General features: G+C 65.9%; 16 protein-coding genes. 3 read left to right on the forward strand and 13 right to left on the reverse strand.

Annotation, left to right across the window (positions count from 1 at the left end):
• Positions 1-33: 33 nt before the first annotated feature.
• The 7 genes from NNX37_RS11045 to NNX37_RS11075 all read right to left on the reverse strand — a co-directional run bounded on the left by NNX37_RS11045 (position 34) and on the right by NNX37_RS11075 (position 9,792).
• Positions 34-1,572, reverse strand: coding sequence for an HNH endonuclease (locus NNX37_RS11045; RefSeq protein WP_255792711.1), 1,539 nt, complete (start codon positions 1,570-1,572; stop codon positions 34-36).
• A gap of 405 nt (positions 1,573-1,977) precedes the next feature.
• On the reverse strand, positions 1,978-2,367 hold the full coding sequence (locus tag NNX37_RS11050) for an SdpI family protein (protein WP_255792712.1): 390 nt from the start codon (positions 2,365-2,367) through the stop codon (positions 1,978-1,980).
• 9 nt (positions 2,368-2,376) lie between these two features.
• The gene (locus NNX37_RS11055; protein WP_255792713.1) at positions 2,377-3,075 is read right to left on the reverse strand and encodes an NUDIX hydrolase; all 699 of its coding nucleotides are present in this window, start codon (positions 3,073-3,075) and stop codon (positions 2,377-2,379) included.
• Positions 3,076-3,129: 54 nt separating this feature from the next.
• Entirely contained in the window at positions 3,130-3,858 is a 729-nt protein-coding gene (locus NNX37_RS11060; RefSeq protein ID WP_255792714.1) for an amino acid ABC transporter ATP-binding protein, read from the reverse strand.
• Positions 3,855-5,315: an amino acid ABC transporter substrate-binding protein/permease gene (locus NNX37_RS11065; RefSeq protein ID WP_255792715.1), complete on the reverse strand. Its 1,461-nt coding sequence runs from the start codon at positions 5,313-5,315 to the stop codon at positions 3,855-3,857. Before NNX37_RS11065 ends, NNX37_RS11060 begins: the two co-directional genes overlap by 4 nt.
• 110 nt (positions 5,316-5,425) lie before the next feature.
• Positions 5,426-8,440, reverse strand: coding sequence for a bifunctional [glutamine synthetase] adenylyltransferase/[glutamine synthetase]-adenylyl-L-tyrosine phosphorylase (locus NNX37_RS11070; RefSeq protein ID WP_255792716.1), 3,015 nt, complete (start codon positions 8,438-8,440; stop codon positions 5,426-5,428).
• 11 nt (positions 8,441-8,451) lie between these two features.
• The gene (locus NNX37_RS11075) at positions 8,452-9,792 is read right to left on the reverse strand and encodes a glutamine synthetase family protein (protein ID WP_255792717.1); all 1,341 of its coding nucleotides are present in this window, start codon (positions 9,790-9,792) and stop codon (positions 8,452-8,454) included.
• A 150-nt stretch (positions 9,793-9,942) separates the two neighbouring features.
• Here NNX37_RS11075 and panB point away from each other — a divergent pair, with 150 nt between their 5' ends.
• Positions 9,943-10,809: a 3-methyl-2-oxobutanoate hydroxymethyltransferase gene (panB, locus tag NNX37_RS11080; RefSeq protein ID WP_255792718.1), complete on the forward strand. Its 867-nt coding sequence runs from the start codon at positions 9,943-9,945 to the stop codon at positions 10,807-10,809.
• A 28-nt stretch (positions 10,810-10,837) separates the two neighbouring features.
• Here the strand turns inward: panB and NNX37_RS11085 are convergent, their stop codons facing one another.
• Entirely contained in the window at positions 10,838-10,999 is a 162-nt protein-coding gene (locus NNX37_RS11085) for an SPOR domain-containing protein (protein ID WP_255792720.1), read from the reverse strand.
• Positions 11,000-11,086: 87 nt separating this feature from the next.
• On the opposite strand from NNX37_RS11085, the gene map reads away from it, so the two are divergent.
• A complete protein-coding gene (map, locus tag NNX37_RS11090; RefSeq protein WP_255792721.1) occupies positions 11,087-11,965 on the forward strand; it encodes a type I methionyl aminopeptidase in 879 nt (292 codons plus the stop codon).
• Positions 11,966-12,002: 37 nt separating this feature from the next.
• Positions 12,003-12,806: a polyphosphate--glucose phosphotransferase gene (gene ppgK / locus NNX37_RS11095; protein ID WP_255792723.1), complete on the forward strand. Its 804-nt coding sequence runs from the start codon at positions 12,003-12,005 to the stop codon at positions 12,804-12,806.
• A 122-nt stretch (positions 12,807-12,928) separates the two neighbouring features.
• Here the strand turns inward: ppgK and nrdR are convergent, their stop codons facing one another.
• From nrdR to lspA, 5 genes are all read right to left on the reverse strand, one after another.
• A complete protein-coding gene (nrdR, locus tag NNX37_RS11100; RefSeq protein WP_255792724.1) occupies positions 12,929-13,429 on the reverse strand; it encodes a transcriptional regulator NrdR in 501 nt (166 codons plus the stop codon).
• A gap of 131 nt (positions 13,430-13,560) precedes the next feature.
• A complete protein-coding gene (hisD, locus tag NNX37_RS11105; protein ID WP_255792725.1) occupies positions 13,561-14,907 on the reverse strand; it encodes a histidinol dehydrogenase in 1,347 nt (448 codons plus the stop codon).
• Between the two features lie 81 nt (positions 14,908-14,988).
• Positions 14,989-18,528 (reverse strand): DNA polymerase III subunit alpha, encoded by a 3,540-nt coding sequence (dnaE, locus tag NNX37_RS11110; protein WP_255792727.1) that lies wholly within the window; start codon positions 18,526-18,528, stop codon positions 14,989-14,991.
• 83 nt (positions 18,529-18,611) lie between these two features.
• A complete protein-coding gene (locus NNX37_RS11115; RefSeq protein ID WP_255792729.1) occupies positions 18,612-19,547 on the reverse strand; it encodes an RluA family pseudouridine synthase in 936 nt (311 codons plus the stop codon).
• Positions 19,544-20,137 carry a signal peptidase II gene (gene lspA / locus NNX37_RS11120; protein ID WP_407079953.1) on the reverse strand — a complete coding sequence of 198 codons (594 nt, stop codon included), beginning with the start codon at positions 20,135-20,137 and terminating at the stop codon, positions 19,544-19,546. The genes NNX37_RS11115 and lspA overlap by 4 nt, the downstream gene beginning before the upstream one ends.
• Positions 20,138-20,305 lie beyond the last annotated feature (168 nt).

Consider the following 20,305-nt stretch of genomic DNA (forward strand, 5'->3'; position numbering starts at 1 on the left):
AAATCAGGCTGCCTTTTACTACCGGTGATGCCGTCAGAAGGGCGGAGTGCTCTCGTCTGGCTCCCGACTCGGTCCGCCGGTTCCTGCCTGCACGGTTCCCGAGCATCCGGCCCCGGAAGTACCAGATCCGTTGAAGTCGCTGCCCTGGGCGTCCGTGCGGTAGATCCGACCCATCGGCGAAGTCCACTCGATTACCCCGGGTGCCGGTTGCCTGGCCTTCCACAACCCGACTGTCTTGAAACGGTGGTGCTTCCTGCATAGGTGAGCCAGGTTCCCATGCTCGGTGGGACCATTGCTCGCCCAGGGCAGAGTGTGGTCTAGTTCGCAGTTCTCTGCTGCCACGCTGCATCCCGGGAACCGGCAGGTCCCGTCGCGGGCCTGCAGCCAACGTTTGAGCGCAGGCGGAATCCTGCGCCGCCTGCCGACTGCCAGGATCTCCCCGTCACCGCTCTGCAGCAGCCCGGTCCACCGTCCCATGCTCGCCAGCAGTTCGCGCGCAATCCCGGCACTGATCGGACCGTAGCCATTCAACTCCGCTGGCGCGTTTGAGAATCCCAACAGCGATTCGGCAGAGACAAGCACCATCACCTCCGCCCGCAGTCCCCCGGCTGGCCAGCTCTCTCCCGCGGTTGGTTCCCCTGCCGAGCCTGCCTGCATCCCTGCGGGCGGTTCCGCCACCGTTCCCGGCAGTCTGGTCGGCGCCGCCATGGATCGTGTCTCTTGGCCGGTAAGCGCCGCAACGAGGACGTCGGCACGCAGCTGGTCGAGAGTCCGGGAATCCCCGGCTTTCTGCTCCCCGCGTGCGCAGACGGTCAATCCGTTGAAGATCCCGTGCGCGGTAGCAGCCGGCAGGAACGCCGAAAGGACACCGATTCCGTCCGGCAGGTCCTCTACCCAGACCCTGCGATCCTGTGCGGCCCTCCGGTGGCGTTCCGGAATGGTATGAGGGAACATCCCCTCCCGCATCCGGCGGGCCGTGCGGTCGAACTGCGGACCGGTCTTCCCGGGAGCCAGTGGCAGCAGCTTGGCCTCAAGCAGCCTCCCGTCCTCGAGGCGCAGGCCGCCGGTCTGCTCCACAACGGTGCGGGCCCTGCGGTAATCAATACCACCGTGTTCGAGAAGGGCCAGCGTCTCGGGGCATCTGGTGCACAACTGTTCCGAATCGGCGACCAGCCGCTGCGCGGTAACTCCGGGCAGGCACAGCAGGGCACCGATCTCGGCGGCGGTGGTACGCAGAACCCACTCCCCGTCCCACGGTGTGAAGGCAGCGTTCGGCTCGGGAGCCGCATCAGCCGCGGGCACCGGATCCGGAGGTGCCGGGTATGGGTCCGGATGCGGGTAGAGGTTGTGTGCGGTGAGTTCCTGCAGCCGGTACACGGTGCGCGCCTGTTGCGCCTGCACCCAGCAGCCCACGGCATTGAGACGCTCCAGGGTCTGCAGCGCCGCTTCCTGCCCCAGTTCTTCCGGACTTTGGAGGGAGAGCATCCCCATCAACCCGGGCGGCAACACCGTGCCTGCAGCAGGAGCATCACCGGCGGACACGCAGAACACGCCCGGCAACTCCAGGCCCATGTCCGCCTGGCGGGATGCGCCGGTTGTCCATGCGCTGGATGGCTCCCGCGGCCCTTCCGCGCGGCCCCCGGCATTTCCGGTACCCGCAGTGTCCGGACGCGGGCGTGCGCCCGGACGACGGTCGGAAGCCGCTCGGCTTCTGGGGTGCGAATTGCGGGTAGTGGCCTGTTCCATGAGCAAAGTCCACCAGCATGAAGGCCTACCCTGACCAGTGGGCCGGCACTTTGTGGAAAACGGGGCTAGTGCTTTCATGACGGCTCAGCCTGTGGAGGAACACTCTGCTCCTGACCCTCACCCGTCTACAGTGACCAGGTCACAAAAGCCATGACACCGGCCGTGCCAGGGGAAGCGCCTCAGTGGGGCCGCTGCCGGAAGTTGTTGCCCCGGATCAGTGCCGCTCCTGATTCAACGATCCGCCCTATCGTGTCGCTTCTCCGTAGGTTCAGTGCCGCCCGCCGCAACAACCCGTTTCGCAGCATGGTTCGCCCGGGAGGCCGCCGCAAGAATCAACGCAAGCACTCCAAGGCTTCCTGCAATGGCACCGACGGCGAGCACTCCCTCGGTGCCGTCAAAGACCAGGGTGAGGATGCCCGTGACCATAAAAACGGCAGCTGCCGCGTGCGTGAGTCCGCGGGCTGCCTGATGTCCCGCCAGCCAGGCCTCCGGCGAAGCCGTCACGTATCCCGTTCGGATGCCGATCAGGCCGTTGACGCAGACCTTCCCCCGGGCAGTGGCTTCAGCTGCCCAGGACAGGCCGAGTCCGCACATTAGCATCACTATTCCCGTAAACCCCATGGCTACAGGCTACCGGGTGCGCTCATAGCGCCAGAAGGTTTTGTCCATCACGAGCCGGTGTCGCGCCGGCAAGGAAGCACCCGACGCTGGAGTAGAAGCCCCACCGACACCCCCGCCCGCGCCGTCGTACTCGTCGTCGCCCTCCCAGGCAAAAACGGTCACGGGCTCATATCCGGCGAGGGAGCGGGTCCGGAAGGTTTCCGGTTCAGCACGCGCAATCCGGGCAAGGGCCGCATCGGCAGAGGCGTCGGTGGTCAACGAGTGCAAGGTCACCCAGGTCGGCGGAACCAACTGCATCAGCCCGTTGCGGTGCCGGTCCAAAGCTTCCGCCGGCAGCAGCCACAGATGGTTGAGCAGTTCCCCGGGGTTAAGGTGAATATCCCCGGCAGGAGCCTTCGCGGCAAAGAACCAGGTCTGGTAGCGCCGTGGGATGTTTTCCGGAGGGATCCAGCAGGAAAGCGGCACCAGGTCCCCGGCGCGGAGAACCAGCCCGGTCTCTTCCGCTGTTTCACGCACTCCGGCGCGCACAGCCGCGCTCTCTTCAGCCTCTCCATCGGCACGGTCTTCCGGGTCCACCCGTCCGCCGGGGAAGACCCAGGCACCGCCGAACGAGCCGGCAGTAGGCCGTTCCAGCAGCAGCACCTCGGGGCCGGCGTCGGAATCCCGAAGGAGTACGACAGTGGCCGCCGTACCGGTTAGTTCACTCATTCGAAAGAGCATAACGAATACCGGCGGCGGCCACTGCAAAAAACGTCCGGAGAGCTAGAGCACCTTGGCCAGGAAGTCCTGCAGGCGCGGAGCCTGCGGGCTGCCGAAGAGCAGCTCCGGGGTGTTCTCCTCGACGATGTGGCCGTCGGCCATGAAGATCACGCGGTCGGCCACTTCGCGGGCGAAGCCCATCTCGTGGGTGACCACAACCATGGTCATGCCTTCCCGGGCCAGGTCACGGATAACCTGCAGCACTTCACCGACCATTTCCGGGTCGAGCGCCGAGGTGGCCTCATCGAAGAGCATGATGTCCGGCTGCATTGCCAGCGCCCGGGCAATAGCCACACGCTGCTTCTGGCCGCCGGAAAGCTGCGCGGGGCGGGCATCGGCCTTGTCTGCCAGGCCCACCCGGTCCAGCAGGGCAAGGGCGGTCTTGCGGACCTCGGCCTTCGGTGCCTTCTTCAGCTGCACCGGCGCCAGCATGATGTTGTCCAGCACGCTCATGTGCGGGAACAGGTTGAAGTGCTGAAACACCATGCCGATGTGCTGGCGCACCTCGTTCAGGTTCACCTTGGGATCGGTGAGGTCGAAACCGTCAACCATGACCGTGCCGCCGGTGATGTCTTCCAGCTTGTTCAGGCAGCGCAGGAAGGTGGACTTGCCGGAGCCGGACGGGCCGATGACGCAGACTACTTCGCCTTCGGCCACGCTGACGTCCAGTCCTTTAAGGACTTCGTTGGACCCGTAGGATTTCCGCAGTCCAATGGTTTGGATCTTGCTCACTTGTTAAACCTCTTATCCAGGACGTCCGCCAGCTTGGTCAGCAGCGTAATGACGATGAAGTACAGGGCAGCCACGATGATCAGTACTTCAGCGGTACGGAAGTTCACCGCGTAGATCTGCTGGCCCTGGTACGTCAGCTCCGCAAAGCCGATGACGGCAAGCAGGGAGGTGTCCTTCAAGGTAATAACGAACTGGTTGATGAAGGACGGCGTCATGATCTTGATGGCCTGCGGAATGATGACCTTCTGCATGGTTTTTCCGTAGCCGAGTCCGAGGCTGCGGGCCGCTTCCATCTGGCCGGGATCCACGGACTGGATGCCGCCGCGGACAATCTCGGTCATGTAGGCGCCGGCGTTCAGGCTCAGCGTCAGCACGCCGGCAGTGAGTACGTCCACCGGCTGGCCGATGATCTGCGGCAGGCCGAAGTAGAAGAAGAAGGCCTGCACCAGTACCGGGGTGCCGCGGAAGATGCTCACGTAGACGGTGGCGATGCCGCGGAGGATCCGCGAGGACCCGACCTTCAGGAAGCCGAAGAAGACGCCGAGGACGAGGGCAAAGAGCAGCGACAGCGCGGTTGCCAGCAGGGTCAGGCCCATGCCCTTGGCGAAGGCGGGGCCGTTGTCCGTGATCAGGGACCAGAAGCTGGAATCCTTGGCACCGGCCTCGAGGTAGGTGTCCAGGATCTCGTCGTACTCGCCGCTTTCCTTCAGGTCGGCGAGGCCGTCGTTGAAGGCGGTCAGGAGTTCGGGATTGGCGCCCTTGTTGACGGCAAAACCGTAGGCGCTGCCGGCTTCCTTCTCGGTGACGGTCTTCAGCCCGTTGCCGGAGGCAACGCCGTAGGCAAGCACGGGGTAGTCGTCGAACACGGCCACGGAGCCGCCGGCCTTGACGTCGTCGTACATCTGGGCGGACTGCGCGAAGGCAACCACTTCGAAGCCGTAGTCGTCCTTGATGGACTCGGCGAAGGTCTGGCCTTCGGTGCCGGTCTTGACCGCTACGCGCTTGCCGCGCAGATCCTCGTACCCGGCGACGTCGTTGTTGTTCTCGGCGACGGCCATCTGGATGCCGGACTCGAAGTACGGGTCCGAGAAGTCGAAGACCTGCCGGCGTTCGTCGGTGATGGACATACCGGCAATAACGCCGTCCACCTGGTTGGACTGCAGCGACTGCAGTGCCGCGTCGAAGCCGAGGGACTGGATTTCGACGTTGAAGCCCTCCTCCTCGGCAATCGCGTTGAGGAGGTCCATGTCGATGCCCACGAGTTCGCCGTTTTCACGGAATTCGAACGGTGCGAACGTGGTATCGGTGCCGATGACGAAGGTCTCGCCTTCGACGCCGTCCGCTGCGACTGCTCCGGCCGCAGGAATCCCCAGCAGCAAAGCCAGGGTTGCGAGGAAGGTGGTCAGCGGTACGGCCAGTTTAGCCGGGCCCTTTAAGGCCCGTTTGCCACTAAGCAAAGTAAACGTCTCCTAGCTCTATCACTGCGGCACACGCCGCAAATGCCCTCATAGAGCGTACCTAGAGCAGTGGCAATGCAACGAACCGATTGGGCCGTCAGCGACGTGAGCTAGGTCCCGTATCCGTAGAAATACCGTTCGAAAACGGCCCGGGCATGCCGGGTGACCTTCAGGTAATCCTCCTCCAGAACCCCGCCCTGACCTGCACCGTAACCGCACCAGCGGGCCACCGCGTCCAGTTCCCGGCGGGAAGAGGGCAGCACATCGGGGTTCCGTCCGCCGCGGATAACATTTGCGCTACGGACCCGGCTGGCCAGCAGCCAGGCCTGCCGGAGGGTCTCGACGTCGACGGCGGGAAGCAGCTCGGCCGCCTCGACCGCCTCCAGCGCGGGCAGGGTCGCCGTCGTCCGCAGCTCCGGCACCCGGCGGGCATGCTGCAGCTGGAGCAGCTGCACGAGCCACTCCACGTCGCTGAGGCTGCCGCGTCCAAGTTTCAGCTGCCGGGAAGGATCCGCTCCCCGGGGCAGGCGTTCGGCTTCCACGCGTGCCTTGATCCGGCGGATCTCCCGGACGTCCTTGGCCGTGACGTCCTCCGGGTAGCGCACCGGGTCGATCAGTGCCATGAAATCCTCGGCCAGCGCGTCGCTGCCGGCCATGGGACGCGCCCGCAGCAGGGCCTGCGCCTCCCAGACCACTGACCAGCGTTCGTAGTAGCCGCGGTAGGACTCCAGGCTCCGCACCAGCGGGCCCTGCCTGCCCTCGGGGCGCAGGCCGGCGTCGAGAACCAGGGGGCGCTCGGCCCGGACAGCCGGGCTGCACGGCTGCTGCAGGTAGGTGGAGATCTGCGAGACGACCTTCTCGGCCTGGGCCTGGGCTGCCGCCGGCTCGACGCCGGGCAGCGGGCGGTGCACGTACATCACATCCGCGTCGGAGCCGTAGCCGATCTCCCGTCCACCCTGCCGTCCCATTGCAACCACCAGCAGATCCGTGAGCTTCTCGCTGCTGCCGAACACCTCCGACTCCGCAACATTCAGGGCACCCAGGACGGCGGCACGGTCGGCGTCCGCCAGGGCGCGGCCGACCTCCTGCTGGCTGAGCAGCCCGGCGCTGTCGGCGATCGCTATGCGCAGCATCTCGCGGCGGCGGATCAGCCGGATGAGCCGCATGGCTTCACCCGGGTGCGGGTGGCGGGACATCTTCGACTGGATTTCCAGCCACTGCGTGTCGAAGGACGCCGGCACCAGGTCCTTGTCGGACCCGAGCCAGGCGGTCGATTCCGGCGAGACCTCCAGCAGGTCGGTAATGAACCGGCTCGAGGAGAGGATGGAGCACAGCCGCTCCCCCGCTGCCGAGGAGTCGCGCAGCATCCCCAGATACCAGTGGGTGTCGCCCAGGTTTTCGCTCAGCCGGCGGAAGCCCAGCAGACCGGCGTCGGGGTCCACGCCGTCGGCGAGCCAGGCGAGCAGCACCGGGAGCAGCTGCCGCTGCAGGGCGGCGCGCCGGCTCACACCCACGGTAAGTGCTTCAATGTGGCGCATCGCGCCGCGGGGGTCCACATAGCCCAGCGCGGCCAGGCGCGCCTGGGCGGCCTCGGGGGTCAGCCGGACTTCATCCGCGCTGAGGTGCGCGGCCGTACTGAGCAGCGGCCGGTAGAAAATGCTTTCATGCAGCTGCCGCACCAGGCGTTTGGTGCGCTGCCACTGTTCGCGCAGGCGTTCGGCGCTGGGGCGTTCGGAGGACAGGGATCCGGCGCTGGCCTTGGCCAGTGCCCTCAGCGCTGCCTCCTCCTCGGGCATCAGATGGGTCCGGCGCATATGCACCATCTGGATGCGGTGCTCGAGCACCCGCAGGTAGCGGTAGGACTCGTCCAGCGCCCGCGCGTCGCTGCGCCCGATGTAGCCGGCCTCGCTGAGCGCCGCGATGGCAGCGGTCGTCGCGCGTACCCGGAGGCTTTCGTCGACCCTGCCGTGCACCAGCTGAAGCAGCTGGACAGTAAATTCGACGTCGCGCAGTCCGCCGCTGCCGAGCTTCAGCTGCCGTGATTCTTCGTGGCCGGGGATGTTGTCCGTGACCCTGCGGCGCATCGCCTGCACCGATTCCACGAAGCCGTCCCGTTCGGAGCTGCTCCAGATCAAGGGGGCAACGGCTTCCTCATAGCGCCGGCCGAGCTCCCGGTCCCCCGCCATGGCCCGGGCCTTAAGCAGCGCCTGGAACTCCCAGCTGTGCGCCCAGCGCTGGTAGTAGCTCACATGCGAGTCCAGGGTACGCACCAGCGGGCCGTCCTTACCCTCGGGACGCAGGTTGGTGTCCACTTCCCAGAGCGGAGGCTCCGGCGCCGAGGCGTTGATGGCGCGCGAAATCCCGGCGGCCAGCGCGGTGCCGATGGTGGACGCCCGCTCTTCCGGCAGCCCGGAGGCCTCAATCACGTAGATGACGTCCACATCGGAGATATAGTTCAGCTCCCGCGCGCCGGCTTTGCCCATTCCGATGACGGCGAGGCGCACGGCGGAAATCTCTTCGGCCGGAAAGCTTGCCGCCAGCTCCGCCCGGGAAACCGCCAGGGCAGCCTCCAGCGCTGCGCCGGCCAGGTCGGCAAGCTCCCGTCCTGCCGCCGGCAGGTAGTCCGTCGGGGATGCCGCGCCGAGATCCCGCACGGCGAGGTCCAGCAGGTGCCGCCGGTACCGGGACCGCAGCGCCACGTAGGCTTCGGTGCCCGTCAGGCCGGCCACGGGCGCCGCACCACTGCCCGCGTGCACGGCGTCGAGCAGCGAGGCCCGCAGAGTGGGCTCATCCGTGCTGCCCGGTTCCGCGCGCAGCTGGCGGTGCAGGACGCCGACGTCGCCCGGATGACGCATCAGGAACTCCGCCAGGGCGTCGGAGGCCCCCAGCAGGCGGAACAGGGCTTCGCTGCGCTCGGTCCCGGCGTTGACCAGGTCCACCAGCTCCGGGGCGCGGCCGATCAGCCGCACCAGTGACTGGAGGGCCAGATCCGGGTCCGCCGAAAAGGCGAACCCGGCAAACAATGCTTCTTCGTCCACGCCCTCGAGTTCCCGGGCTGCCAGGAACCGCGTGCTTTTTTCCAGGTCGCGGAAACCTGTGGCGATCAGCCGTCGGGTCAGGCTCATCGGTGCTCCCTCTAGAGAATGCCCAGGTTCTTCTGCAGTTCGAACCGTGTCACTTGCTGGCGGTATTCGTTCCAGTCCGCGCGCTTGTTGCGCAGGAAATTCTCGAACACCTGCTCGCCCAGGATGTCGGCGACGAGCTCGGATTCCTCCATCACGCGCACCGCGTCATGCAGCGAGGCCGGCAGCGGGTCATGGCCCATGGCACGGCGTTCGGCGGCGCTCAGGCTCTCAATATCGTCTTCGGCACCCGGCGGCAGCTCGTATCCCTCTTCGATGCCCTTCAATCCGGCGCCCAGCAGCACCGCGTAGGCCAGGTACGGGTTGGCCGCGGAGTCAATGCCGCGGTATTCGATGCGGGCCGACTGGCCCTTGTTCGGCTTGTACAACGGCACCCGCAGCAGTGCGGACCGGTTGTTGTGGCCCCAGGAGAGGTAGCTCGGGGCCTCACCGCCGCCCCAGAGCCGCTTGTAGGAGTTCACGAACTGGTTGGTCACGGCCGTGAATTCCGGCGCATGCCGCAGGATGCCCGCCATGAACTGGCGTGCCGTGGTGGACAGCTGGAACTCGGCGCCGGCCTGGAAGAAGGCGTTGCTGTCGCCTTCGAAGAGCGAGAAGTGGGTGTGCATGCCGGAGCCGGGGTGGTGCGAGAAGGGCTTGGGCATAAAGCTCGCGTAGCAGTTGGTCATCAGCGCGACCTCTTTGACCACTGTGCGGAAGGTCATGATGTTGTCGGCGGTCTGCAGCGCATCGGCGTAGCGCAGATCGATTTCGTTCTGCCCGGGCCCGGCCTCGTGGTGGCTGAACTCCACGGAGATGCCGACGGCCTCCAGCATGGACACTGCCGTGCGGCGGAAGTCCTGGGCCACGCCGCCGGGAACGTGGTCGAAGTAGCCCGCCTGGTCCACGGGAACGGGCTGGCCGTCTTCGCCGAGCTCGTCCGACTTCAGCAGGTAGAACTCAATCTCGGGGTGGGTGTAGCAGGTGAAGCCCATGTCAGCGGCCTTGGCCAGCTGGCGCTTGAGGACGTTGCGCGGATCGGCAGCCGACGGCTGGCCGTCCGGGGTGAGGATGTCGCAGAACATCCGCGAGGTCTGCTCCTCGTCGCCGCGCCAGGGCAGGATCTGGAAGGTGGCGGGATCAGGCTGGGCCAGCAGGTCCGACTCGAAGATCCGAGCCAGGCCCTCAACGGAGGAACCGTCAAAGCCCAGGCCCTCCTCAAAGGCGCCTTCGACTTCCGCCGGGGCCAGCGCCACGGATTTCAGCTGGCCGACGACGTCGGTAAACCACAACCGCACAAACCGGACATCGCGCTCCTCGATGGTGCGCAGAACGAATTCCTGCTGGCGGTTCATCCTTACCTTCTTTCCTCTTCACGGCTCAGAGACATGTGAAACCTTCTTCACTCTACCTAGGTGTGGAGGGTTTGGGCGGCAGCCCGCCCGGATCCCCGCAACCGGGCCGCCGGGAGGTTCCTGCGGGGCGTTCTTTAGTAGGCTCGAAGCATGACCAGTGCCGAACAGCCCTCCCCGTACGCTGCCGCTCCCGCGGCCCCTTCCGCTCCTTCAGCACCGGCGCTGAAGAAAATCCGCATCTCCCACCTGCAGCAGCTCAAGGACAACGGCGGCAGGTTCGCCATGCTGACCGCTTATGACCAGTACGCCGCGGGCATCTTCGACGAAGCCGGCATCGAGGTCCTCCTGGTGGGCGACTCGGCTGCGAACAACGTGATGGGCCACGCCACCACGCTGCCCATCACCATGGACGAGATGATCGTCTTTGCCCGTTCCGTCACGGCAGGCGCCAGCCATTCACTGGTGGTCTGCGACCTTCCCTTCGGCTCCTACGAGGTCTCCCCCGCCCAGGCGATCGAATCCTCGGTCCGGCTCATGAAGGAAGGCCTGGTCCACGCGGTGAAGATGGAGGGCGGGCGGCACTATGCGGACCACGTCCGTGCCATGACCGCCGCGGGGATTCCCGTGATGGCCCACGTGGGCTTCACTCCGCAGGCCGAGCATGCGCTCGGCGGCTACAAGGTGCAGGGCCGCGGCGAGGCGGGAGCCGCTGTGGTGCAGGACGCCGTCGCCCTCGCGGAGGCGGGCGCGTTCTGCGTCCTGATGGAAATGGTGCCGGCCGATGTGGCGGCAGAAGTCGACGCCGCCGTCCGCGTGCCCACCATCGGTATCGGTGCGGGCAACGCCACCACGGGACAGGTGCTGGTCTGGCAGGACATGGCCGGGCTGCGCGGCGGGAAGCAGCCGCGTTTCGTCAAAGCCTTCGCCGACCTGCGGACCGAGCTGTCCCGGGCGGCAAAGGAGTACGCGGACGAGGTCCGCAGCGGTTCCTTCCCCGGCCCGGAACACAGCTTCTAGGGCACGCAGACTTCTAGGGCACAAGCCGCTAGTCTTCGTCGGCGTCCCAGGCCTTGTTCCGCGCCTGCACCTTCTGCAGGGCCAGTTCGGCTTCCTCGCGGGTGGGGTACGGCCCGAGCAGCTTCGTCCAGTCGGACTGCGGGCCTTCCTCCACCTGGTGGGTCACTACGTTGAACCAGTAATCGGCCATGGGGTCCTCCTGTTGCCTTGGGATGTGCCTGTGCCGTGCCCGGCGGCTCGTCCCGCCTCCGGGCACGCTGGCGATAAGATCGATGGTATGCCCCAGAAACTCGACACTGCACCTGCTGGACACCTGACACCGGGAAGCATCAGCCCCCGGCTGCGTGTTCCGGCGTCGATCCCCCGGCCCGAATACGTGGACAAGGAAGCTCCCGCACCGTTCACCGGGTCCGAGGTCAAGTCGCCCGAAACCATCGAGAAGATCCGCCTCGCCAGCAAGGTGGCCGCGCAGGCCATCGTTGAGGTCGGCCGGCACATTGTCCCCGGCGTCACCACCGACGAGCTGGACCGGATCGGCCACCAGTTCCTGTTGGACTCGAACGCATATCCCTCCACGCTGGGTTACCGGGGCTTCCCAAAGTCCCTGTGCTCCTCGGTCAACGAGGTCATCTGCCACGGCATCCCGGACACCACGGTGCTCGAGGACGGCGACATCATCAACATCGATATCACGGCCTACATGAACGGCGTCCACGGAGATACCAACTGGACCTTCCTGGTGGGGGACGTGGACGAAGAGTCCCGCCTGCTCGTGGAGCGCACGCAGGAATCGCTGCGCCGGGCCATCAAAGCCGTCGCGCCGGGCCGCGAAATCAACGTCATCGGGCGCACCATCGAGTCCTATGCCAAGCGGTTCGGTTACGGTGTTGTCCGTGACTTCACCGGCCACGGCGTCGGTGAAGCCTTCCACACCGGCCTGATCATTCCGCATTACGACGCCGCGCCTGCGTACAGCAGGCTGATCGAACCCGGAATGGTGTTTACGATTGAACCTATGCTCACTCTCGGCACCATTGAGTGGGACATGTGGGATGACAACTGGACAGTCCTCACTAAGGACCGCAAACGCACCGCACAGTTCGAGCACACCCTGCTCGTGACTGATGACGGCGCCGAAGTTCTGACCCTTCCCTGACCCGCTAGCCCGAGCTCAGAACTACTACTGGAGAACCATGGCCAAGAAGCATAAGTCCGACAAGCACGTCGACGCCGTCATCGGAATTGATATCGGGGGCACTGGCATCAAGGGCGGCATTGTCGACCTGGCCAAGGGCAAGCTGATTGGCGACCGTTACCGCATTCCCACCCCGCAGCCGGCGACCCCCGAAGCCGTAGCCGGCGTCGTGGGGCAGATCGTGGCGGAACTGTCCTCCCGCCCCGAGGGTCCCGGACCCGAGGTTCCCGTGGGCGTCACCTTCCCGGCCATCATCTCCCACGGCATTGCCCGTTCCGCAGCCAACGTGGACAAGAGCTGGATTGACACGGACGTCGACACGCTGCTCACCAAGGCGCTCGGCCGCGACGTGCAGGTCATGAACGACGCCGATGCCGCCGGCCTGGCGGAGGCCCGCTACGGCGCCGGGCGCGAAGTGGACGGCACCGTCCTGGTGATCACCCTGGGCACGGGCATCGGCTCGGCCCTGATCTACAAGGGCATGCTGGTCCCCAACGCCGAGCTCGGCCACCTTGAAATCGACGGGCACGACGCCGAGACCAAGGCCTCGGCCTCGGCCCGCGAACGCGACGGAATCGGCTGGGAGGAATACGCCGAACGGCTCCAGCGCTACTTCTCGCACGTGGAGTTCCTCTTCTCCCCCGATCTGTTCGTGGTCGGCGGCGGAATTTCCAAGCGCAGCGAGGACTTCCTGCCGCTGCTGAACCTGCGCACGCCGCTGGTCACCGCCAACCTGAAGAACAACGCCGGGATTGTCGGAGCCGCCCTCCAGGCAGCCACGCACTTCAAGTACCTCAAGTAACCACCCGGACCGGGACAACGCGAAAGCGGCGGAAGGATAACCTTCCGCCGCTTTTTCCGTGTCTGGAATCAGTACTGCGAGATAATCAAATACTGCGGTGCTTATTGACGGCGCATGTCCATTTACTGCGCGGTAAGCGGCCGCTGGGCACCGGACGGCACCCGGCCGGAGTTTTCCCGGGCCTCGTTCCGCAGCTTCTCAATAGCGGTCTCGAAATCCTCGAGGGAATCAAAAGACTGGTAAACGCTGGCAAAGCGCAGGTACGCCACCTGGTCCAGCTTCTGCAGCGGCGTGAGGATGGCCAGACCCACCTCGTGGGCATCGATTTCCGCCACCCCGCTGGCCCGGATGGATTCCTCCACTTCCTGCGCCAGCATCGCGAGGTCGTCCTCGCTGACGGGCCGGCCCTGGCAGGCCTTGCGCACGCCGTTGATCACCTTGCTGCGGCTGAACGGTTCACCCACCCCGGAGCGCTTGATCACGCTCAGGCTGGTGGTTTCCACAGTGGAGAAGCGGCGGCCGCACTGCGGGCACTGCCGGCGGCGGCGGATTGCCGAGCCGTCGTCGGCCAGGCGGCTGTCCACGACGCGGGAATCAGCGTTGCGGCAAAACGGACAGTACATATCCCGTCCTTTCGCGAAGGGGCCTTATGGTGCTCTCACTATAGGGCCCGCGCTGCTGCATCACCAAGCGGGCAACCACTACATGTAGTACCTGTACAACTACATGTGGGTAGTGGGGAATACCCGCCGGGTTACTCGAAGCGGATGCTCACCGCATCGCCGTGGGCCGGCAGATCCTCTGCACGGGAAAGCGCCACGATATCGGCACTGACTTCTTCCAGCGCCTCACGGTTGTAGTTGACCACCTGAATGGCCCGCATGAAGGTGGTCGTGTTCAGGCCCGAGGAAAAGGCCGCCGTACCGCCGGTGGGCAGGACATGGTTGGAACCGGCGCAGTAGTCGCCCAGGCTGACGGGACTGTAGTTCCCCACGAAAATGGCGCCGGCACTGCGGATCCGCGCCGCTACGGCCTCGGCGTCGGCCGTCTGGATTTCCAGGTGCTCGGCGGCGTAGGCATCGCAGACGGCAATACCCTGCTCCAGCCCGTCCACCAGGATCACCCCGGACTGCGCTCCGGAAAGGGCAGTTTGTACCCGCTCGCTGTGCTTGGTGTCCCGCACCTGGCCTTCCAGTTCCCCGCGGACTTTGGCGGCAAGCTGCTCCGACGCCGTGACCAGGACGGAGCCGGCGTTGGGATCATGTTCGGCCTGGCTGACCAGGTCCGCCGCTACCAGGCGGGCGTCGGCGGTGTCGTCGGCCAGGACCATGATCTCGGTGGGTCCGGCTTCGGAGTCGATGCCCACCACGCCCTTGACCAGGCGCTTGGCGGTGGCCACGAACACGTTGCCGGGACCGGTCACCACGTCCACCGGCAGGATCGCGGCGTTGTTGGCGTCGGCCTGCACACCGTAGGCAAAGGCGGCAATAGCCTGGGCGCCGCCCACGGCGTACACCTCGTCGATGCCCAGCAGCTTCGCAGCGGCCAGGATGGTGGGGTGCGGCAGTCCGCCGAATTCCTTCTGCGGCGGGGAGGCCAGGGCCAGGGACTCGACGCCTGCGGCCTGGGCCGGCACCACGTTCATGACCACCGAGGACGGATACACGGCCAGGCCGCCGGGAACGTAAAGCCCCACGCGGGAGACGGGCATCCATTTGTGCGTCAGGACCGCGCCGGGACGGATCGAAACCTCGGCATCGGCGGGACGCTGGGCCTTGGCGAAGATCCGGGTCCGTTCAATGGCTGTTTCGAGCGCGGTGCGGACGGCCGGGTCCAGCTGTTCAAGCGCCGAGTCCAGGGCTTCCTGCGGCACCCTCACCTGCTGCTGGTCCACGCCGTCGAACCTCTGCGCCAGGTCCGTCAGTGCGGTGAACCCGCGCGTGCGGACGTCCGTGATGATGGCCTCGACGGCGTCGGAGGCGGCGTCGAACGTCGTCTCGGCGCGCGGCATGGCACCTTTCAGCTCCGCGGGGCTGAGATGCTGCCCGCGCAGGTCGATGGTGCGGAAGGATTCAAAGGCGGCGGGGCTGGATGAATTCACACCCTCATTCTACCCAGCCCCGGCCGCGGCCCGCCGGATTGTGTCGCCCGCGGGAGGCCCGGCCGCCGCCCTCCGTCCTGATCAGGCGTCGAGGCAGGCGGGCCCCAGCAGCACCTTCAGGTCGCCGAACAGCGACGGGGTGGGGTTCACCCGCATGTCCACGCCCAGCTTCATGACTTCGACCGTGCGTGAACCGTTGAGCCGGATCTGGACTTCCGAGGTACCCGGATGCGTCCGGAGCACATCGCCCAGCTGGGAGACCACGGTTTCCGTGGCCTTGTACGTGGCCATGGAAATCACCACGGGTCCGGAATGGCCCTCGCTGAGGTCGGGAACGGTGAGTTCCTGCGCGTTCAGCGTAACGGCGCCGTCGTCGCGGCGCTGCAGCCGGCCGCGGACCACCACAATCAGGTCTTCTGCCAGCACGGCCGCAATGGGCCCGTAGACCTGCCCGAAGAACATCACTTCCATGGACCCGGCGAGGTCCTCGATCTCGCAGCGGGCGTAGGCGTTGCCGCTGTTCTTGGCAATGCGCCGCTGCAGGGACGTGATCATGCCGGCGATGGTGACGATCGCGCCGTCGGGCGGACCTTCCTCCCCCACGATGTTGGTAATCGTGGAGTCCGCGTGCTGGCTGAGGATGCCTTCCAGGCCCTGGAGCGGATGGTCCGAGACGTACAGGCCGAGCATGTCGCGTTCGAAGGAGAGCTTGTCCTTCTTCTCCCACTCGGGCAGGTCCGGGATGTCGATGCTGATCGAGTCTTCCGGTTCCTGGTCGGAGATGGCGGCGAAGAGATCGAACTGGCCCACGGCCTCGTTGCGTTTGAGCACCACCACGGAGTCGATGGCTTCTTCGTGGATCATCGCCAGCGGACGCCGGGCGTGGCCCATCGAGTCGAAGGCGCCTGCCTTGATCAGCGATTCGATGGTCCGCTTGTTGCAGACCACCGCCGGGACCTTCATCAGGAAGTCCTTGAAGTTGGTGTACGCACCCTTTTCTTCGCGGGCCGCCACCATCGCCTGCACCACGTTGGTGCCCACGTTGCGGATGGCGCCCATGCCGAAGCGGATGTCCTTGCCCACAGGGGTGAAGTTCACCGAGGACTCGTTCACGTCCGGCGGCAGCACCGTGATGCCCATCTTGCGGCACTCGTTCAGGTACAGGGCCAGCTTGTCCTTGTCATCGCCCACCGAGGTGAGCAGGGCGGCCATGTACTCGGCCGGATACTGGGCCTTCAGGTAGGCGGTCCAGTAGGAGACGACGCCGTAGGCCGCGGAGTGCGCCTTGTTGAAGGCGTAGTCGGAGAAGGGCAGCAGGATGTCCCAGAGCGCCTTGATGGCCGCTTCGGAGTAGCCGCGGTCCACCATGCCCTGGTGGAAACCGGCGTACTGCTTATCCAGCTCCGATTTCTTCTTCTTGCCCATGGCACGGCGGAGGATATCTGCCTGGCCCAGGCTGAAGCCTGCCACCTTCTGGGCGATGGCCATAACCTGCTCCTGATAGACAATCAGGCCGTAGGTGGTGTTCAGGATTTCCGCGAGCGGTTCCTCAAGCTCCGGGTGGATCGGAGTGATTTCCTGCTGTCCGGTCTTGCGCAGGGCGTAGTTCGTGTGCGAGTTCGCACCCATGGGACCCGGCCGGTACAGGGCGATGACAGCGGAGATGTCTTCGAAGTTATCCGGACGCATGCTCTTGAGCAGCGACCGCATCGGCCCGCCGTCGAGCTGGAACACGCCCAGCGTGTCACCGCTGGCAAGGAGGTCGTACGCTTCCTTGAGGTCCAGCGGCAGGTCTTCCAGGACCAGGTCCTCGCCGCGGTTGTTCTTGATGTTCTCCACCGCGTCGGAGACGATCGTCAGGTTCCGCAGGCCGAGGAAGTCCATCTTGATCAGCCCCAGGCCTTCGCAGGTGGGGTAATCGAACTGCGTGATGACCTGCCCGTCCTGCTCGCGGCGCATGATCGGGATGATGTCGATCAGCGGGTCTGAAGACATGATCACGCCGGCGGCGTGCACACCCCACTGGCGCTTCAGGCCTTCAAGTCCCAGCGCGGTATCGAACACACGCTGGGAATCCGGGTCGGTGCGCAGCAGTTCGCGCAGCTCCTCGGCCTCCCCGTAGCGCTTGGCTTCCTTGTTGTGCACGTCGGCCAGGGACAGGCCTTTGCCCATCACGTCCGGCGGCATCGCCTTGGTCAGGCGTTCTCCGACCGAGAAGGGGTAGCCCATCACGCGGGAGGAGTCCTTCAGCGCCTGCTTGGCCTTGATGGTGCCGTAGGTGACGATCATGGCAACGCGCTCGTCGCCGTACTTCTCCGTGACGTAGTGGATCACTTCGGAGCGGCGCCGATCATCGAAGTCGACGTCGAAGTCAGGCATGGAGACGCGGTCCGGGTTCAGGAAGCGCTCGAAGATCAGGCCGTGCTGCAGCGGGTCCAGGTCCGTGATGCCCATGGCGTAGGCGGCCATTGAGCCGGCGCCGGAGCCTCGGCCCGGGCCGACCCGGATGCCGTTCTTCTTCGCCCAGTTGATGAAGTCGGCAACCACCAGGAAGTAACCGGGGAAGCCCATCTGGACGATGATGCCTACCTCGTAGTTGGCACGCTGGCGCACGGCGTCGGAAATGCCGCCCGGGTACCGGCGCTGCAGGCCCGCTTCGACTTCTTTGACGAACCAGGACTCCTCGTTCTCCCCCTCCGGAGTCGGGAAGCGCGGCATGTAGTTGGCCTTGGTGTTGAACTCGACGTCGCACCGCTCGGCGATGAGCAGGGTGTTGTCGCAGGCGTCCGGGTGGTCGCGGAAGATGGCCCGCATTTCGTCCGGGGACTTGAGGTAGAACTCGTCGGCGTCGAACTTGAAGCGCTTGGGGTCCGCCAGGGAGGAGCCGGACTGCACGCACAGCAGCGCTGCGTGCGCGGAAGCGTCTTCGGCGTGGGTGTAGTGCAGGTCATTGGTGGCTACCAGGGGCAACTGCAGCTCGCGGGCCAGCTTGATCAGGTCCGCCTGCACGTTGCGTTCGATGTCCAGGCCGTGGTCCATCAGCTCGCAGAAGAAGTTTTCCGGCCCGAAGATGTCGCGGAAGTCCGACGCCGCCTGCACGGCTTCCTTGTAGAGGCCCAGGCGCAGCTTGGTCTGGACTTCCCCGGAGGGGCAGCCGGTGGTGGCAATCAGGCCCTTGCCGTAGGTCTGCAGCAGGTCCCGGTCCATGCGCGGCTTGTACAGGTAGCCTTCCAGCGAAGCCAGGGAGGACATCCGGAAGAGGTTGTGCATGCCCTCGGTGTTCTCGGCCCACATGGTCATGTGGGTGTAGGCGCCGGCGCCGGATACATCGTTCCTGCCGCCGTCGCCCCACTTCACGCGGGTCTTGTCCCTGCGTGCCGTACCGGGCGTCAGATAGGCCTCCACGCCGATAATCGGTTTGATGCCGGCGCTGCGGGCCTTGTTCCAGAAGTCGAAGGCGCCGAACACGAAGCCGTGGTCGGTGGTTGCCAGGGCGTTCATGCCCAGCTCGTCGGCGTGGCTGAACAGATCAGTCAGCCGGGCAGCCCCGTCGAGCATCGAATATTCGGTGTGGTTGTGAAGATGGACAAACGATTTCGACGTACTAGTTGCTGAAGCCACCTGTACATTCTAGGCCCCGGCGCCCGGCGTGCCGGACGCCGCCGCGCCGGGCCGCCCACGGTGTGCCGCGGCTCTCCGGCGGGCTAAACCTCGCCGCTGCGCAGGGCGTCGACGGCGTACTGCAGGTCCTGCGGGTACTGGCTGGTGTATTCCACGTACTCCCCTGTGGCGGGGTGGGTGAAGCCCAGTTTCCGGGCGTGCAGCCACTGCCGGGTCAGCCCCAGTTCGGCGGCCAGCTTGGCGTCCGCACCGTACGTCAGGTCTCCGGCGCAGGCGTGGCGCAGCGCGGAGAAGTGGACGCGGATCTGGTGGGTGCGGCCCGTCTCCAGGTGCACCTCGACCAGTGAGGCCTTGCCGAACGCTTCCAGCACCTCGTAGTGCGTCACCGACGGACGGCCGCCCTCCACCACGGCGAAACGCCAGTCGTAGCCGGGGTGCCGCCCGATCGGGGCGTCGATGGTTCCCTTCAGCGGATCGGGCAGGCCCTGGACCACTGCGTGGTACATCTTGTCCACCGTGCGTTCCTTGAACGCCTGCTTCAAAAGCGTGTACGCGTGCTCGGTCTTGGCAACCACCATGACACCGGAGGTGCCGACGTCGAGCCGGTGGACGATGCCCTGGCGTTCGGGGGCGCCGGAGGTGGAGATCCGGTAGCCGGCCGCGGCCAGCGCGCCCACCACTGTCGGGCCCACCCAGCCGGGCGAGGGATGCGCGGCCACGCCGACGGGCTTGTCGATCACCACAAAGTGCTCGTCGTCGCCCAGGATCAGCAGGTCATCCACCGGCTCGACGACGACGGCCAGCGGGTCCCGCTGCTCGGGGACGTCCGCGGTGATTTCCTGCCCGGCGCGCAGCTTGTCTGATTTCGTCAGCACCTTGCCGTTGGAACTGAAGTAGCCGTCCGTGCACCAGGTGGCCGCAACGGAACGGGAGACGTCAAGCAGGCCTGCCACTACGGCGTCGGCCCGCTTGCCGTCGGCTTCCTCGGGGACTGCAAAAACTGCGTGGAGCTCATTCATCGTGTTGCCTCGTCGTCATTTTGCTGCTGGGTGGAATCTGTCTTGCCGGACGGGATGCGTACCCCGTCCATGCCGATTCCGCGCAGGGTCAGCAGGCAGACAAGAATCACGCCGCAGACGACGCAGGAATCGGCAATGTTGAAAATCGCGAAATTAGGGAAGGCGATAAAGTCCACCACGTGGCCCTGCCCGAAGGACGGTTCGCGGAACAGCCGGTCGGTCAGGTTGCCCAGGGCGCCGCCAAGCACCAGGCCCAGGGCCGTTGCCCAGGCCAGGGAACGCACCCGGAACATGAGGTAGATCAGGAAGCCGGAGACAAGCACCATGATGATCGTGAAGACCCAGGTGTAGTCGGTGCCGATCGAGAACGCCGCCCCGGGGTTGCGGATAAAGTGCCAGCGCAGGACCGGCGGCAGGACGTCGGTGACCTGGCCCTCGGTCATGGTTCGGACCACCCAGAATTTGGTGAGTTGGTCAAGGACGACGGCGGCGGCGGCCAGGGCAAGCATGATGAACGCCGGCACGCCCCTGCGGGCGCGGCCGCGTCCGGGTCCGGTGCTGTCCGGGGTCTGCGGTGAGGAAGGAGTCATGGTGCTTTCATGATGGGAATACCGGCGGGAGTCAGGGTGCAGGCGTGCATTGCGGGTGGATCCGGAAGCCATGCGGAAAACCTAAGGGCCGGTGGCCGGGGTGACCCGGCCGCCGGCCCTTAGGTTTTGTCAGTCAGCTTCTGCGCTGCCTGTTTTCTGCATTGTTCA

This window comes from Arthrobacter zhaoxinii, from assembly GCF_024385505.1.
GTDB classification, from domain to species: domain Bacteria; phylum Actinomycetota; class Actinomycetes; order Actinomycetales; family Micrococcaceae; genus Arthrobacter_B; species Arthrobacter_B zhaoxinii.